Genomic DNA, 15,832 nt, shown 5'->3' with positions numbered 1-15,832 from the left:
ATGGCTCCAGATGGATTTTTTTATGACCACACAGCAGCCTGTTGCGGTTCTTGGTGGCGGCAGCTTCGGTACCGCCGTGGCGAATCTGCTGGCGGAAAACGGCCATTCAGTGCGCCTGTGGATGCGCGACGCTGCGCAGGCCGAGGCTATCCGGGTCAACCGGGAAAACCCCCGTTACCTCAAGGGCATCAAAGTACTGCCGCAAGTGGAGCCAGTGACTGACCTGACTGCGACCCTTGAAGCCTGCTCGCTGGTCTTCGTGGCCTTGCCGTCCAGTGCCCTGCGCAATGTACTGGCGCCTCATGTGCCGCGCTTGTCCGGCAAGATGTTGGTCAGCCTGACCAAAGGCATTGAGGCTGATACATTCAAGTTGATGAGTCAGATCCTCGAAGAGATCGCCCCCCAGGCACGTATTGGCGTACTGTCAGGTCCCAACCTTGCCCGGGAAATCGCCGAGCATGCGCTGACCGCTACAGTGGTTGCCAGTGAAGATGAGGAGTTGTGCCAGCGGGTCCAGGAAGTGCTGCATGGCAAGACATTCCGGGTCTACGCCAGTGCCGATCGTTTTGGTGTCGAGCTGGGCGGGGCACTGAAAAACGTCTACGCCATTATTGCCGGTATGGCGGTAGCGCTGGGCATGGGGGAGAACACCAAAAGTATGCTGATCACCCGCGCATTGGCGGAAATGACCCGCTTTGCGGTGAGCCAGGGCGCCAACCCCATGACCTTTCTCGGTCTGGCCGGGGTCGGGGACTTGATCGTCACCTGTTCATCACCCAAGAGCCGCAATTATCAGGTGGGTTTTGCCTTGGGTCAGGGATTGAGTCTGGAAGAAGCCGTCAATCGGCTGGGCGAAGTGGCGGAGGGGGTCAATACCCTCAAAGTGCTCAAGGTCAAGGCCCAGGAACTGCAGGTCTACATGCCGCTGGTCGCGGGTCTGCATGCAATTCTTTTCGAGGGTCGTACCCTTGAGCAGGTGATCGGGCAGTTGATGCGCGCCGAGCCGAAGACGGACGTCGATTTCATTTCCACCACGGACTTCAACTGAATCACATCAAGCAGGGAGAAGGTCTTGAGCGAGTCGAAATTCAAGCAGAACGAATCCATTTTGCTGCGCATCCTCTGGATGCTGTTGTTTGTAGTGGTCTGGCAACTGGCTGAGTTGGTGCTCGCCGGTGTGGTGCTGGTGCAATTGGGTTATCGCCTGATCTACGGTGCACCCAGTGCCAGCCTGATGAACTTCGGCGACAGCCTGAGCCAATATCTCGCGCAGATTGGTCGCTTCGGCACTTTCCATACCGATCACAAGCCTTGGCCGTTTGCCGACTGGCCAACGCCCCGCGCACCTGATGGCGAAGCAGCGCACAGCGTTCCGCCTGCTGCCCATCCGGTGCGCGACGAAGAACCGAAGCTATGAAAGTCTGGATCCTGCGGCACGGGGAGGCCCAGGCCCATGCCCGCAGCGATGCCGAGCGCGAGTTGACCTCCCGTGGTCGCGACGAGGTACTGCAAAGTGCCGCGCATTTGCTGGGCAAGCCTTTGACCCGCATCATTGCCAGTCCGTATGTACGTGCGCGGCAGACCGCAGATCTGGTACGTCAGACCCTGGGTTTCAGCGAACAGGTTGCGACTGTGTCCTGGCTGACCCCGGACAGCGATCCGAAGCAGGTCCTGGCCCGGCTGGACTCATACGCAGGCGAGGACATTCTGCTGGTCAGCCATCAGCCTCTGGTAGGTGCTTTGATCGGCTTGGCCTTGCACGGTAATTACCAGCAACCCCAATCCATGAGCACCGCCAGCCTCGCGGAGCTTGAGGCCGAGCTACCGCTGGCGGGCGGGATGGATCTGTTGAGCGTGCGGCACGTTTGAAATCCATTTCACAGACGAAATAACTGCCTGGAATGCTTTTCTGTAGGCGCGCACGAGCACCGCGAGGCCGCGATGGCGGTTTTTCAGACAACGCAATCGCTGCCTCGCGGTGCTCGTGAGCTCCTGCTGGGATCGACTCGCCACCCCTTTCAGATAACCGGCAGCCAGGCCACTGCCTGCCCGAACTACGCTTGCTCCTATAAAAACAAAAAGGAGTGAGTCGCAATGACTATCGCCGTAGCGTTACCTTTGAGCCGCTTCTATGACCGTGAGGCTCGTCACCCAGACAAGTGCTACATGCTCCAGCCAGTGGCAGGCGGGAAGGTGTTGTCGTTGAGTTGGGCTGATGTTGCGGATCAGGCGCGCCGCGCGGCGCACTGGTTGCGGCGTTGCGGACTGCGACAGGGCAGCAGCGTCGCGATCATTTCCAGAAACTGTGCGCACTGGATCATTGCTGATCTGGCGATCTGGATGGCTGGCCATGTTTCTGTGCCCGTGTGTGCAAATCTCAGTGCCGAGTCCGCAGCGCGGATTCTGGAGCACTCCGAGGCTGCGCTGGTATTCGTTGGCAAGGTCGATGACTGGCCAGCCATGAGTCGCGTCGTTCGAGTTGGCATACCCACCATCGGTCTACCCGGTTGCCAAGCCGACTGGCAATTCGACTTCCGTTGGGGGGACTTGCAGGCCTGGACGCCGATCCAGGACAACCCCTGCGGTCAGCGAGATCAGTTGGCGACCATCGTCTACACCTCTGGCACTACCGGAACACCCAAAGGCGTGATGCACAGCTTCGGCGCATTGGGATTCGCCGCCACCCACGGCAGCCGTTTGTTTGGTCTCGGCGAAAAGGACCGGCTGTTTTCTTACTTGCCACTGTGTCATGTCGCCGAGCGCATGTTTGTCGAGATGGGTTCGATCTATTGTGGACAAAGCGTGTTTTTTGCCCAGGGCCGGGAAACGTTCCTTGATGATCTCAAGCGCGCACGCCCCACAGCGTTATTTGGTCTGCCACGGGTCTGGACGGGATTACAGGCTGGGGCTCACAGCAAGGTGCCACCGGCGCGCCTGGACTTTCTGTTGAGGCTGCCGCTGGTTGGCCAATATATCCGGCGCAAGTTGCTACGCTGGCTTGGCATCGATGCGTTGAAGGTTGCATTGATCGGCGCAGCCCCGGCACCGGAATCCTTGTTGACCTGGTATCGGCGGCTTGGCCTGGAAGTGCTGGAAGTTTATGGCATGACTGAAAGCTGCGGCTATTCTCATGCCGGTCGTCCGGGGCGGCATAAACGTGGCAGGATTGGTCAGCCTTGTCCGCAGGTTGAGGTGCGCATTGCCGAGGACGGGGAAGTGCAGGTGCGCAGCGGGGCGACTATGCTCGGCTATTTCAAGGAACCGTTGAAAACAGCAGAAGCGATCACCTCCGACGGCTTTTTACGCACCGGGGACAAAGGGGAACAGGATGCCGACGGTCAGCTACGCATTACCGTGGCAAGAATGAGTCAACGTATTTCCAGCGCTCAGCCAGTGAGCGCTTCATGACAAGGACTGAAAATGAGCCTGTGGTACGCAACGCCCAATCTGGAACAGCTTAACGCCAATAGTAAGAACACCATCCTCGAACTGCTCGACATCCGCTTCGAGGCTTTTACCGAGGATTCGCTCACTGCCAGCATGGTGGTCGATCATCGTACTCATCAGCCTTATGGTTTGTTGCATGGCGGGGCCTCGGTAGTGCTGGCCGAGTCTGTGGGTTCTTCGGCCAGTTATCTGTGCATTGATACCAGCAAGTTTTTTTGCGTCGGCATCGAGGTCAACGCCAACCACTTGCGCGGCTTGCGCAGTGGTCGGGTGACGGCGGTAGCGCACCCGGTGCATATCGGGCGTACCACTCATGTATGGGACATTCGCCTGACCAGCGACGAGGGGAAAGCCAGTTGCATTTCGCGGCTGACGGTGGCGATTGTGCCATTGGGGCAGGAACCGCCGGCTCGGTGAGGTGATACTTCTCTTCTGCTGAAATGACTATCTTCGGATTCAGATTAGTGTGTATATCCGTTTCTGCGGTAACGGCTCCTTAGGGTTGCGCCCTTACGGCGCCTCACTTTTGAAAGGAGCCGGAATGCCGGCCCAGCAAAAGGCTCTTGCCCCACCACTCGGTCCCTCGCCGAGGCTCGGCATGCCCGTAATCCGACATTGATTCGGGAGGCCGGCGCGAAGGGCCATCCCTGGCCCAGCGCGGCTAAACCGGCATCCATGCCGGTTTGCCCGCCGAATCAATATCGGCTCCCGGCCAGCGTGTTTTGACGGGGCGCTGAAGATCAAAAGCGCGCGAGGCGGCCTGACAGCCGACCTGCTTGTGCCTGCCGCCCACTCGCCCCAACGCAAGAACGCCGAACCTGTAGGAGCCGAGCTTGCTCGTGATGAACGATAACGCGGTTTGTCTGAAGAACCGAGTCGCCCAAATCGCGGGCAAGCACCGCTCCCACAGGTTTCGGCGCTCGTCTGTAGGAGCGCGCTTGCCCGCGATGAACGTAAACGCGGTATGTCTGGTAATCCGCGTCGCCTGGTTCGAGGGCAAGCCCGGCTCCAACGGACGACCGAGATCTCTGTAGGATCGACCGGGGTGGCGCTCCACCTTGCTCGCGATGAACGATAACGCGGTGTATCAGGCAGACCGAGGCGTCTGATTCGCGGGCAAGCCCGGCTCCCACAGGTTTGTGCAGGGCTCACAACAAATGACCAGAGTGTCATGCTCGATGGCACTTACAGTCATTGCCGGATAGCCAGTCGGTGCGCACAATCGCCACTGGTTTGCTTATTGGGTCTTCGGCATGTCGCAACAGGTGTTCTTCGCTCACGCCAACGGTTTTCCGTCGGCCACTTACGGCAAGTTATTCACGGCCCTGGCGCCGGATTATGTCGTGAGTCATCTAGAGCAGCATGCCCATGATCCGCGTTTCCCGGTGGACGACAACTGGCTGAACCTGGTGGACGAGCTGATTCATCATTTGCGCGAGCAAGACGGCCCGGTCTGGGGCGTGGGCCATTCTCTGGGCGGTGTGCTGCATTTCCATGCAGCGTTGCGCTGCCCTGAGTTGTATCGCGGTGTGGTGATGCTCGATTCGCCGGTCCTGACCCTTGCTGATCAGTGGATGATCCGCGCCGCCAAACGCTTTGGCTTCATTGACCGGATTACCCCGGCCGGTCGCACCCTCGGGCGGCGCGAGGCGTTTGCCGATCTGGATTGCGCGCGAGTTTATTTCGCCGATAAGACCTTGTTTCGTCGTTTCGATCCCGAATGCTTCGATGCTTATTTACAGCACGGTCTGCAAGCCGACGGCGAACAGCTGCGCCTGCGTTTCGATCCAGCGACCGAGATCAGCATCTACCGTAGCGTTCCCCACACCAGCCCCGGCAGCTCTCGCCTGCTCAAGGTGCCGTTGGCGGTAGTGCGCGGTGAGCAAAGCCGGGTGGTGATGCCTCACCATGCACGTTCGGTGCGGCGCATGCCCCGAGGCGAATACCTTTCAGTGCCCGGTGGACACATGTTCCCCCTTGAACAGCCGGATGCCACGGCGTTGCTGCTGAAAACCTTGTTGGGGCGCTGGTCCGAGGGTGTCAGGCCATGACCCATGCGGTCGAGGAAGTGCGCCTGAGCCTGCCGCATATCGAGTTGGCCGCGCATCTGTTCGGCCCTGAAGACGGCCAACCGGTGATCGCCTTGCACGGCTGGCTCGACAACGCCAACAGCTTCGCCCGCCTGGCGCCGAAACTGGAGGGCTTGCGTATTGTGGCCCTGGATCTGGCGGGTCATGGTCATTCGAACCATCGTCCGGCAGGGGCTGCGTATACGCTGCCTGAATATGTCCATGATGTGCTGCAGGTAGCAGAACAGCTGGGCTGGGAGCGATTTTCGCTGCTGGGGCACTCGCTGGGCGCAATCATTTCGGTGTTTCTGGCCGGGGCTTTGCCGCAGCGTGTCGAGCGGCTGGCGCTGATCGATGGGCTGATTCCGCCCACCGGCCAGGCCGACAACGCACCGGAGCAACTGGGCAGGTCCTTACTGGCGCAGCTGCGGTTGAGCGGCAAACGCAAACCGGTTTATGCCGATCAAGACCAGGCCGTTGAAGCGCGCATGAAGGGCGCGGTGGCGGTGACGCGTGAAGCGGCCGAATTTCTCGCACAGCGTGGCTTGATGCCAGTACCCGGCGGTTACACGTGGCGCAGTGACAACCGCCTGACTTTGCCTTCGGCAATCCGCATCAGTCAGGCTCAGGCGATGGCATTCGTCGCCGCGATTGGTTGTCCGACACATTTGGTAGTAGCTTCCCAAGGCTTGCTGGCGCAGAACCAGACACTGCTGTCGAGCCTGCCTTTTGCCGTCACAAGCCTGTCAGGTAGCCATCATCTGCATCTGGATGATGAAACGGGGGCGTGGGCTGTTGCAGACTGTTTCAATCGCTTCTTCGCCATGCCTTGACTTGCGGCAGTCAACTGCCGAGGCTGGGCGGGTTGAAACAGGAATCAATCATGACGGACCTAACCCCGGTACTACCTGGTCGGCAACCTGCCGATCTTGTTCAAATGACCGCCTTGCATGCCCAAGCCCCTCATTCTGAAGAATGCGCTGCTATCAGCACGCCTCGCCGTTTCACTCGCGCGCTCACGGCGACACTGTGCGTCTCCCTGCTGAGCACTGCGGTGATGGCGGCTGATGTGGATGGCAGTAGCGATCTGCAAATCGTACCGAGGCTCACCGATGCCGAGATCGTCGATTATCGGCCTGCCTCCGAGCTGGAGCGTATCTACCCCATGGGTTCGGTTCGCAAGATCAGCGGCCAACTGCGTTTTGACGGGCAGGTCAGCGCACGGGGCACTGTCACCGGCGTAACTTACCAGTTGCCGTCCGAACGGACTTCAGCTGAGGCGTTTACTGCGGCTCGGGAAGCGTTACAGGCACAGGGCGCCGAATTGTTGTTCTGGTGTCAGGCACGGGATTGCGGCGAAAGCAGTCTGTGGGCCAACGAAGTGTTCGGCAATGCCAAGCTGTATGGCGCCGACGAGCAACAAGCCTATTTGCTGTTGCGTCTAGCGGAACCGAAAAGCGACACGCTGGTAGCGCTGTACGGCATCACCCGAGGCAACCGCCGGGCCTACTTGCATGTCGAGCAGTTCGAGGCGGCCACTCCGTTGGGGGAATTGATGCCGACCTCTGCCACGCTGGTTCGCCAGTTGAAAAGCACCGGCAAACTGGCATTGCCACGATTGAAGGGTACACCACCCGCCGAGTGGGTGACCTTGTTGTCTCGCGGCCTGAATCTGGACAGCAGCCTGCGCGCGACGGTCTCGGGGCCGGACCGCGAAGCCTGGCGTGAAGCGCTGATTGCCAAGGGTGTGCGTGCGGCGCGGCTGGAGGCGGGTAGCGCCGACAGCTCGGGTTTGCTGATCGAAGTCATTCGATAATTAGCCGCCTCTTATCTGCACATAAAACACGGCGAACACGACGTTAACCTCGTTCGCCGTTATGCTTCGCTTCTGAGCCCGACTCCTGGGCTGCTTACTACTGGATAGACCATGTTCAATAACGATCGCCTGTTGGTGCAGATTCTGCTCCTGGCGCTGCTCGGTGCTTGTGTCTGGGTGATGGCGCCGTTCTGGTCGGCGTTGTTCTGGGGCGCGGTGCTGGCCTTTGCCAGTTGGCCGCTGATGCGCTTGCTGACCCGCTGGTTCAAAGGCCGCGAGTCTCTGGCGGCGCTGGTGCTGACTCTAGGCTGGATGGTGCTGGTCGCCGCACCGCTGGTGTGGCTGGGGTTTAACCTGGCCGACCATGTGCGCGATGTCACGCTGTTCATTAAGGACGTACAAGTCGACGGTTTGCCTGATCCTCCCTCTTGGCTGGCGGGCATTCCCTTGGTAGGCGAGCGGCTGGTGGGTTTCTGGACCAGCATTGACCAGCAGGGCGCGGCCCTGATGGCTAACATCAAGCCATATCTGGGCCAGGTGGGTAACTTTTTGTTGGCGCGCAGCGCGCAGATCGGCGGCGGTATTCTCGAACTGACCCTGAGCCTGGTATTTGCGTTCTTTTTCTACCGCGATGGTCCACGGCTGGCGGCCTTTGTGCTGAGCTTGCTGGAGCGTCTGATTGGCGAGAAAGCCCAGTATTATCTGGATCTGGTGGCGGGCACCGTGCAGCGCGTGGTCAACGGCGTGATCGGGACGGCGGCGGCTCAGGCTGTGCTGGCCTTGATCGGCTTCCTGATTGCCGGAGTGCCGGGCGCGCTGGTGCTGGGTATTCTGACTTTCATGTTCAGCCTGATTCCCATGGGGCCACCCCTTATCTGGATCCCCGCTACTGCCTGGCTGGTGTGGAATGGCGATTATGGCATGGCGATTTTCCTTGGCATCTGGGGCACTTTTGTAATCAGTGGTGTAGACAACGTACTCAAGCCGTACCTGATCAGTCGCGGCGGCAATCTGCCGTTGGTGATCGTGCTACTGGGGGTTTTCGGTGGCCTGCTGGCATTCGGCTTTATCGGCTTGTTCATTGGTCCGACGCTGCTGGCCGTGGCCTACAGCCTGTTGACCGACTGGGTGCGCAGTGAACGCTCGACCCGCAGCTGACAAGCCCGCCACTCAAGCGGCCGGGACAGGCGTGTCTGTGACTTCCCCCGGCCGCTGTTGAACCAGCAGGGTTTCCGGCATCGCCAGCAGTAGCAGCAAGGCAGCGGTTGCGACACCGGCAAGGGTCAGAAAGGCGGCGTTGTAACCCGCACTCTGCACCACCAGTCCCGCCAGGCTGTTACTCAAGGCCGCGCCGAGGCCGAAGATCGTCGAGATCACCCCGAGGCTGACGTTAAATCGTCCGGTACCCTGGGTCAGGTCCTTGACCACCAGTGGAAACAACGCCCCGAACAAGCCTGCGCCGATGCCGTCGAGCAACTGCACGCCCACTAGCCACCAGGGGTTGTCCGACAGGACATACAGCACGCCGCGGATGGGCAGGATCAGAAAGCCCGCAAGCAGCAACGGCTTGCGTCCCCAAACGTCAGCCTTGGCACCCACCAGCAACGCAACGGGCACCATCACCAACTGGGCTGCGACGATGCAGGCAGAGGTCAGCGGCGTTGCCAGTTGCAGATTGACCTGAGCCAGCTTCTGGCTGACCAGAGGCAGCATCGCGGCATTGGCCAGGTGAAAGAGGGCGCAACAGGCGGCAAACAGCAGAAGGGTCTTGTTGCCCATCAAAACCTTGAGGCCCGACGGTGAGTTGGCGTGCGGTGCATGCCCGGCATCCAGGCCGCGAGCGACGTCATGATCGATGGCTGCCGCCGACACGCAGCTGACGGCAACCACGCTGGCCAGTGCCATCGCCGCCATCAGGTAGAACACCGCGATGGGCCCGAACAGGTAGGCAAAGCCGCCGGCGAGCAGGGCGGCGCAGGCATTCCCGGCATGGTTGAACGTTTCGTTGCGTCCGGTACGCCGGGTAAATGCTTTAGGGCCGGTGATACCCAGGGAAATGGCCGCGATGGCCGGCGCGAAAACCGACGCCGCCACGCCGCTCACGGCCTGGGTGATTGCAATCAGACTCAATGACGATGTAAAGGGCAGTACCAGACAACTGGCCGTCACCAGCAGCGCCGCCAAGGCAATCACCGCCCGTTTGTAATGCGTGCGATCGATCAACGCCCCGGCCGGTCCCTGTGTCACCAAACCAGCCAGCGCCGCGACGGTCATGACGATGCCGATGCTGGCTGGATCCCAGTGATGCACGGCCAGCAGATAAATCGCGAGATACGGCCCTAGTCCGTCGCGAACATCAGCCAGGAAAAAATTTAGCCCGTCGAGTGAGCGAGTATTACGGCGTTGGGTATGGGCGTCCAAATGGGCTTCTCGAATTCAGGCTGCTGGGAACAACGACTGGGTCACCGGAGCGTTTGAGCGCTGGCCGAGTGAAAGGTTTGATGCCGACTGCACGAGAAATCAGCACGTTGCGGCGCCTAGCCAGGGAGAAGATTTGCGAGCCTGGTAAATTCGTTGGAATTCAACGCACAACCCGACTGTCCAAACGGCGTTGAGCAATATTCTGACGAGCACCAGAGCGCTCTTGGCCAGGTAAACGGAGAGAGAATGAGTCGCGCAGTTCTTGAAAACGAAACCAATCGTCGACAGTTGCAGGAGATCATCGCCGGCCTGTCGGATGGGGTGATACTGATCGAGCTGGATCAAAGCATCCTTTGGGCCAACGAGGCCGCGCTCACCATGCACGGGGTCAAGAGCGTCAGGCAGTTGGGACGCAATGCGAAGGAGTACGCCTCGCGTTTCAGTTTGCGGTATCGCAACAATCACGTCCTCGCGCCCGAAAACTATCCCATCAGCCGGGTGGCCGCCGGGGAGACATTTAGTGATCTGGTGGTGGAAGTCCGGCCTGCCAAGGATGACGAAACCTGCTGGGTTCACCGCGTTCGCAGCCTGATCCTTGATGACAGCGGCGGCGAGCCGCAATTGCTGGTGCTGATCATGAGCGACGCCACGGAATGGGCCAGTGCCCAGCAGCGCTTCGAGCGCGCATTCGCAGCCAACCCGGCACCGGCGGTGATCTGCCGTCTGAGTGACCTGCGTTACATCAAGGTCAATCAGGGCTTCCTGGAGATGACCGGCTACAGCCGGGAACAGGTGATTGGCCGCTCCGTCTATGAAGTAGACGTGCTGGAAAATGCCGATCGCAAGGAACTGGCCATCGAGCGCCTCAACGATGGCGGAACCATTCCTCAGATGCAGGCTGAGCTGAAGTTGCCCGACGGTGGCAGCAAGCTGGTGATCGTCGCGGGCCAGCCACTGGACGTCGACGACGCAGACTGCATGTTGTTTTCCTTCATGGACATGGAGCCCCGGCGCAAGGTCGAGGCGGCGTTGCGTCAAAGTGAAGAGCGCTTTGCGAAGGCCTTCCGCCTGACCCCCGTACCCACGTTGGTGTGCAACGCCGAGTCGCGGCATGTGGTGGAAGTCAATGAAGCATTCGTCAATGCAACTGGCTATACCGCCCAAGAGCTGACCGGTCGATCCGTGGATGAGATCGGCTTCATCGACGGTGCGCACAATTGCGCGCAACTCTTTGACCGGTTACGCAGAACCGGCCATCTGGAGTCCATGGAAGTCAAGGTGCGCAAGCGCGGTGATGAATTGATCGACGGCGCGATTTCTGCCGACACGGTAAGCATCCAGGATGTTTCCTGTTATCTGCTAGTGCTGATGGATATTTCCGAGCGCAAGCGATCCGAGCTTGAGCTGGTGGATGCTATCGAGGAGGTCATGCAGGACGCGTCGTGGTTTACCCGCAGCCTGATCGAAAAACTGGCCAATGTTAAGAAAGTCAAAACCGCGGAACTGCCCGGTCTTTCCTTGACCGATCTGACGGCTCGGGAGAGGGATGTGCTCGGCTTGATCTGCGAAGGCCTGGCTGACAAGGAAATCGCCGCTCGACTAAAACTGGCCCCCAATACCGTGCGCAATCACGTCGCCACCATGTATTCCAAGCTAGGCCTGCACAGCCGGGCGGAGGCAATTGTGTGGGCGCGCGAACGTGCGTTGTTTACCACTGACAGGCGTGGAAAAAGCTAGTACGACGCGTTTCGAGTGCAAATGCACCAGTTGAACCAGTGCAAATTGATCTGTCCTGCCTACCATGAAGTTACTAACCTGACGGTCCAATTTTCCGGACCGTTCCTGAGCTCTTCAAAGGGGTCGGTGCCGAACTTCAATACGACAGATCAAAAGGAAGGTGCTAGTGAGCTGGCTGGTGCATGTCCGCCAAATGGTGGAAAACAGCTTCAAACCGTTGGCTTGTGAATGTGTCGTTTGCGCCGACGGCTCGTTGACTGTGCGTATCTTTGATGACACGACGGGACGAGTAGACTTGATGGTCACTGGCATCGCCTTGTCCAAGGTCAAAACGGTTGAGGACGTTGCTGTCCTCGTCGAAGAGTTACGCGATGAGCTGGCGACCGTCAGCGTCAACCGTCCCGAGTTGCAACCCTCGTCACAGGCTTGAACGGAAGGGGATAGGTTCGCGGCTGGGTTGTTTGTCCGTGTCGTCCAGCCCGACCATTTCTTCATGTACCGCAGGCTGGACCAGAAAGAGTGGGACTTCCGGTACACCAGCCAGATTTTTGCGCGCTTCCTCAATGGATGCGACATGTAACGTTCCACCTTTGGCGTTGATGACTCGCTGGGACTTGCCTGCAACCAGCACGTGCATCACGAACGAACCGCCCTCCATCGCCACCAGATCGATTTCTTCGACATCACCCGCCTTCACGTGACTGGCCAATTTACTCAACTCCATGACTGCACCTTCCGAATGTGTGGCGGGCGATGGCCTGCCTGTCTGTTTTCGAGAGGGGCTGGGGGCGCGAGTTCAATGTTGTGAAAGGCCAGGCGATGGGTGACTGGCTACCACTGTCCCTGCAGGAGCTGCCGCAGGCTGCGAATCGCGGTTTGCCTGACAGCCCGCCTTCGCGGCTGTCGTAACCTCCGGCGGCTCCTACAGGTTCTGCGTTGATTCAGGGTATGTCGCGGTGTTGCAGTAAATTCCGATTAACGCCCACGCCGCTGATACGCCAGGCGCAACCGTTCGCGGATATTGTTCAAGTGGCGACGCATGGCGGCTTTGGCACCGTCGGCGTCACGATCGGCGATGGTTGCGTAGATGTCACGGTGTTCCTGGCGCAACTGGATGCTGTAGTCCTCCACGGCAATGTGAGCCAGCGCCGCGGAATTCAGGCGCGTACGCGGGATCAGGGTCATGCCAAGGTGTTCGGTGATGTCGGCAAAGTAGCGGTTGTCGGTCGCCAGAGCGATTTGCTGGTGGAATTCATAATCAGCGGCTGCGGCGTCATCACGACTGGACGCCGGATCATCCAGCACGGCAAGCGCCTGCTGCATGCGAAGCAATTGGTCTTCGCTGCGGCGCATCGCAGCAAGACCTGCCGAGTCCACTTCAATGCCGATGCGCAGTTCAATCACCGCTAACACATCGCTCAGCGTGCGGTCTGCTCGTGGGTCGACGGGATCAGCGCGTTGCCTGACGACGAATGTACCGATACCGTGGTGGGTTTCCACCAGGCCGTGGGATTGCAGCTGTGAAATGGCCTCACGTACCACTGTGCGGCTGACGCCGTGTTCCTGGGTGATGTGTTTTTCCGCAGGCAGTTTGTCACCGACCTTGAGCTGCCCATCGGCAATAATGTTGGTCAGGATATTGGCCAGCGCCAGGGCGAGATTACGCGGGCGCCGGACAGAGGATTCGGGTTCTGCGTTCAAAACAGGGGTGGGATTCATGGCTTTCCACCTGATAAACAACGCCGGGCTTCCAGCCGCCGGCAATCATGCATTCCAAGCCGGGGTCCAACAAAAACGGCGCGGCTTTTGGGCCGCGCCGTTTTAGCTGAGCAGACTCAGTTTCAAGCGATTGGCTGATCGCTCCACTCGCTGTTCACCAGGCGCTTCAAGCCCAGTGGGTTAGCGTTTTGCAGCGCTTGCGGCAACAGCGCATCCGGGTAGTTCTGGTAGCAGACCGGGCGCAGGAAGCGGTCGATGGCCAGGGTGCCCACCGAAGTGCCGCGTGCGTCGGAGGTCGCCGGGTATGGACCGCCGTGAACCATGGCTTCGCAGACTTCAACACCGGTCGGGTAACCGTTGACCAGGATGCGGCCGACTTTCTCTTCCAGCACCGGCACCAGCCATTGGTACTTCTGCAGGTCGCTCTGCTCGCCAATCAAGGTGGCAGTCAACTGGCCGCGCAGGGCTTGCAAGGCGCTTTTCAATTGCGCGTCGTCAGCGACTTCGATTACCAGAGTAGTCGGGCCGAAAACTTCTTCCTGCAACAGCGGATCGCCATTGATCAGCAAGCTCACGTCAGCCTTGAACAGCTGAGCCTGAGCCTGCTTGCCTTCTTGCGGTTTGCCCGCCAGATGAGTTACGCCCGGGTGCGACAGCAAGTGCTCAACGCCTTTGCTGTAGCTGCGCAGACCGCCCGCATTGAGCATGGTCTGGGGTGCCTGGCCGCCCATGTGCTCCTGAAGTTGCTCAAGGAACTTGGTGAACGTCGGCGAGCTGATGCCGATCACTACGCCTGGGTTGGTGCAGAACTGGCCAGCGCCCATCACCACGGAAGCCGCGAGATCCTTGGCCACGGTCTCGCCGCGAGTTGCCAGAGCATCAGGCAGCAGGACGACCGGGTTGATGCTCGACATTTCTGCAAACACCGGGATTGGCTGAGGACGCTCGGCTGCCATCTTGCACAGCGCATCGCCACCGCTCAGCGAGCCAGTGAAGCCAACGGCCTGGATCGCCGGGTGCTTGACCAGGCCTTCGCCGACACCGCTGCCGAAGATCATGTTGAACACGCCCTTAGGCATGTTGGTTTTTTCTGCTGCACGGATGATCGCGGTGCCTACCAGATCGGCAGTCGCCATGTGACCGCTGTGTGCCTTGAACACTACCGGGCAACCAGCAGCCAATGCTGCTGCGGTATCACCACCTGCAGTGGAGAACGCCAGCGGGAAGTTGCTGGCGCCGAAAACGGCAACCGGGCCTACGCCGATGCGGTACTGACGCAAGTCGACGCGAGGCATTGGCTTGCGATCCGGCAAGGCCAGGTCAATGCGCGCGCCCAGGTAATCACCGCGACGCAGCACTTTGGCGAACAGACGCATCTGGCCGCTGGTACGCCCACGCTCGCCCTGAATACGGGCGGTCGGCAGGGCGGTTTCCTGGCAAACAATAGCGACGAAATCGTCACCGAGCTGGTCCAGCTCGTCAGCGATTGCATCAAGGAATTCTGCACGGCGGGCCGGGCTCAGTTGGCGATATTCAGCAAATGCGCTTTTGGCAGCCAGGGCTGCTGCATCGATTTCCGCGTCAGTTGCCTGGTAGAAGCTGTAAGGCAGCGCTTCACCAGTGGTGGCGTCGAGACTTTTGTGTTGCGGCTCGCCAAGGGCGCTGCGCGCGCCTGCAATGAAGTTGTGGCCGAGAACATTAGGCATCTGTGTCTCCTGTTTTTATTTGCGGGTTTAATCAGGCTGTTGCCTGTCTTAGAGATCTGCCCACCGTTGGCTTACGGTGAAGTGAGTCATTAAACTCAACTATGTTGACAGTCATCGTACAACCATGAGCGGAACTGCGCAACCTGCCTGTAGGACTGCTGAACCTGTCGTGGGGCGGCATTCAACTTGTTCGCGAACCCGCAACCCCGGTTCACCACACACACCCACACACACCCACACACACACCGCGTCATCGTTTATCGCGGGCAAGCACCGCTCCCACAGAAGATCACCGGTCCCGTTGGAGCGAGGCTTGCCCGCGAATCAGGCGCCTCGCTCTGGCAGACACACCGCGTCATCGTTCTTCGCGGGCAAGCCCGGCTCCAACAGACGATCCCGGTACCTGTGGGAGCAGTGCTTGCCCGCAAATCAGGCATCTCGCTCTGGCAGACACACCGCGTCATCGTTCTTCGCGGGCAAGCTTGACTCCCACAGGCGATCACCGATTCCGTTGGAGCGGTGCTTGCCCGCAAATCAGGCATCTCGCTCTGGCAGACACACCGCGTCATCGTTCTTCGCGGGCAAGCTTGACTCCCACAGGCGATCACCGATTCCGTTGGAGCGGTGCTTGCCCGCAAATCAGGCATCTCGCTCTGGCAGACACACCGCGTCATCGTTCTTCGCGAGCAAGCCCGGCTCCAACAGACGATCACCGGTCCCGTTGGAGCGAGGCTTGCCCGCGAATCTGGGGCCTCGATATTACAGATAGACCGCGTCATCTTTCTTCGCGGGCAAGCCCGGCTCAAACAGACGATCCCGGTACCTGTGGGAGCGGTGCTCGCCCGCGAATCAGGCGCCTCGCTCTGGCAGACACACCGCGTCATCGTTCTTCGCGGGCAAGCACCGCTCCAACAGAC

Annotated in this window: 13 protein-coding genes and 2 pseudogenes; 11 read left to right on the top strand and 4 right to left on the bottom strand. The window is 59.8% G+C overall.

Annotated features, from left to right (window positions below):
- Nucleotides 1-22: 22 nt before the first annotated feature.
- From IV01_RS10945 to IV01_RS10985, 9 genes and pseudogenes are all read left to right on the top strand, one after another.
- Nucleotides 23-1,048, top strand: coding sequence for an NAD(P)H-dependent glycerol-3-phosphate dehydrogenase (locus IV01_RS10945; protein ID WP_032629150.1), 1,026 nt, complete (start codon nucleotides 23-25; stop codon nucleotides 1,046-1,048).
- Nucleotides 1,049-1,126: 78 nt separating this feature from the next.
- Nucleotides 1,127-1,417: a DUF4389 domain-containing protein gene (locus tag IV01_RS10950; protein WP_229636129.1), complete on the top strand. Its 291-nt coding sequence runs from the start codon at nucleotides 1,127-1,129 to the stop codon at nucleotides 1,415-1,417.
- Nucleotides 1,414-1,869, top strand: a complete 456-nt coding sequence (gene sixA, locus IV01_RS10955) for a phosphohistidine phosphatase SixA (protein WP_032629147.1) — start codon at nucleotides 1,414-1,416, stop codon at nucleotides 1,867-1,869. The genes IV01_RS10950 and sixA overlap by 4 nt, the downstream gene beginning before the upstream one ends.
- 225 nt (nucleotides 1,870-2,094) lie before the next feature.
- Nucleotides 2,095-3,354, top strand: a pseudogene (locus IV01_RS0125160) (AMP-binding protein); the annotation flags it as partial.
- A 66-nt stretch (nucleotides 3,355-3,420) separates the two neighbouring features.
- A pseudogene (locus IV01_RS10960) lies at nucleotides 3,421-3,869 on the top strand (hotdog fold thioesterase).
- Nucleotides 3,870-4,700: 831 nt separating this feature from the next.
- Complete coding sequence (locus IV01_RS10970; RefSeq protein ID WP_032629142.1) at nucleotides 4,701-5,498, top strand: alpha/beta fold hydrolase; 798 nt, start codon at nucleotides 4,701-4,703, stop codon at nucleotides 5,496-5,498.
- Complete coding sequence (locus tag IV01_RS10975) at nucleotides 5,495-6,349, top strand: alpha/beta fold hydrolase (protein ID WP_032629141.1); 855 nt, start codon at nucleotides 5,495-5,497, stop codon at nucleotides 6,347-6,349. The genes IV01_RS10970 and IV01_RS10975 overlap by 4 nt, the downstream gene beginning before the upstream one ends.
- A 224-nt stretch (nucleotides 6,350-6,573) precedes the next feature.
- Nucleotides 6,574-7,332 (top strand): DUF4892 domain-containing protein, encoded by a 759-nt coding sequence (locus IV01_RS10980; protein WP_080290324.1) that lies wholly within the window; start codon nucleotides 6,574-6,576, stop codon nucleotides 7,330-7,332.
- 111 nt (nucleotides 7,333-7,443) lie between these two features.
- Complete coding sequence (locus IV01_RS10985) at nucleotides 7,444-8,490, top strand: AI-2E family transporter (protein WP_032629140.1); 1,047 nt, start codon at nucleotides 7,444-7,446, stop codon at nucleotides 8,488-8,490.
- 12 nt (nucleotides 8,491-8,502) lie between these two features.
- On the opposite strand, the gene IV01_RS10990 is transcribed toward IV01_RS10985, so the two are convergent.
- Nucleotides 8,503-9,753 carry an MFS transporter gene (locus IV01_RS10990; protein ID WP_032629139.1) on the bottom strand — a complete coding sequence of 417 codons (1,251 nt, stop codon included), beginning with the start codon at nucleotides 9,751-9,753 and terminating at the stop codon, nucleotides 8,503-8,505.
- A 246-nt stretch (nucleotides 9,754-9,999) separates the two neighbouring features.
- Between IV01_RS10990 and IV01_RS10995 the strand changes: the two genes are divergently transcribed.
- Together IV01_RS10995 and IV01_RS11000 are read left to right on the top strand one after the other, a co-directional pair.
- Nucleotides 10,000-11,490, top strand: a complete 1,491-nt coding sequence (locus tag IV01_RS10995; protein ID WP_032629137.1) for a helix-turn-helix transcriptional regulator — start codon at nucleotides 10,000-10,002, stop codon at nucleotides 11,488-11,490.
- A gap of 166 nt (nucleotides 11,491-11,656) precedes the next feature.
- Nucleotides 11,657-11,920 carry a DUF1652 domain-containing protein gene (locus IV01_RS11000; protein ID WP_195758792.1) on the top strand — a complete coding sequence of 88 codons (264 nt, stop codon included), beginning with the start codon at nucleotides 11,657-11,659 and terminating at the stop codon, nucleotides 11,918-11,920.
- Here IV01_RS11000 and IV01_RS11005 read toward each other — a convergent pair.
- The 3 genes from IV01_RS11005 to IV01_RS11015 all read right to left on the bottom strand — a co-directional run bounded on the left by IV01_RS11005 (nucleotide 11,909) and on the right by IV01_RS11015 (nucleotide 14,915).
- The gene (locus IV01_RS11005; protein WP_032629136.1) at nucleotides 11,909-12,214 is read right to left on the bottom strand and encodes a DUF6482 family protein; all 306 of its coding nucleotides are present in this window, start codon (nucleotides 12,212-12,214) and stop codon (nucleotides 11,909-11,911) included. The genes IV01_RS11000 and IV01_RS11005 overlap by 12 nt on opposite strands.
- A gap of 251 nt (nucleotides 12,215-12,465) precedes the next feature.
- Complete coding sequence (locus IV01_RS11010) at nucleotides 12,466-13,209, bottom strand: FadR/GntR family transcriptional regulator (RefSeq protein ID WP_050507663.1); 744 nt, start codon at nucleotides 13,207-13,209, stop codon at nucleotides 12,466-12,468.
- Between the two features lie 122 nt (nucleotides 13,210-13,331).
- Entirely contained in the window at nucleotides 13,332-14,915 is a 1,584-nt protein-coding gene (locus tag IV01_RS11015; protein ID WP_032629134.1) for an aldehyde dehydrogenase (NADP(+)), read from the bottom strand.
- Between the last annotated feature and the right edge of the window lie 917 nt (nucleotides 14,916-15,832).

This window comes from Pseudomonas syringae, assembly GCF_000737245.1.
In the GTDB taxonomy this organism is placed as follows: domain Bacteria; phylum Pseudomonadota; class Gammaproteobacteria; order Pseudomonadales; family Pseudomonadaceae; genus Aquipseudomonas; species Aquipseudomonas syringae_J.
Note: the sequence above shows the minus strand (reverse complement) of the source record. Positions and strands in the feature narration are given on the sequence as shown.

Excerpts from the sequence above, each read along its gene's own strand:
- IV01_RS10945 (WP_032629150.1), top strand. The coding sequence starts at position 23 with ATGACCACACAGCAGCCTGTTGCGGTTCTTGGTGGCGGCAGCTTCGGT.
- IV01_RS10950 (WP_229636129.1), top strand. The coding sequence starts at position 1,127 with ATGCTGTTGTTTGTAGTGGTCTGGCAACTGGCTGAGTTGGTGCTCGCC.
- sixA (WP_032629147.1), top strand. The coding sequence starts at position 1,414 with ATGAAAGTCTGGATCCTGCGGCACGGGGAGGCCCAGGCCCATGCCCGC.
- IV01_RS10970 (WP_032629142.1), top strand. The coding sequence starts at position 4,701 with ATGTCGCAACAGGTGTTCTTCGCTCACGCCAACGGTTTTCCGTCGGCC.
- IV01_RS10975 (WP_032629141.1), top strand. The coding sequence starts at position 5,495 with ATGACCCATGCGGTCGAGGAAGTGCGCCTGAGCCTGCCGCATATCGAG.
- IV01_RS10980 (WP_080290324.1), top strand. The coding sequence starts at position 6,574 with ATGGCGGCTGATGTGGATGGCAGTAGCGATCTGCAAATCGTACCGAGG.
- IV01_RS10985 (WP_032629140.1), top strand. The coding sequence starts at position 7,444 with ATGTTCAATAACGATCGCCTGTTGGTGCAGATTCTGCTCCTGGCGCTG.
- IV01_RS10995 (WP_032629137.1), top strand. The coding sequence starts at position 10,000 with ATGAGTCGCGCAGTTCTTGAAAACGAAACCAATCGTCGACAGTTGCAG.
- IV01_RS11005 (WP_032629136.1), bottom strand. The coding sequence starts at position 12,214 with ATGGAGTTGAGTAAATTGGCCAGTCACGTGAAGGCGGGTGATGTCGAA.
- IV01_RS11010 (WP_050507663.1), bottom strand. The coding sequence starts at position 13,209 with ATGAATCCCACCCCTGTTTTGAACGCAGAACCCGAATCCTCTGTCCGG.
- IV01_RS11015 (WP_032629134.1), bottom strand. The coding sequence starts at position 14,915 with ATGCCTAATGTTCTCGGCCACAACTTCATTGCAGGCGCGCGCAGCGCC.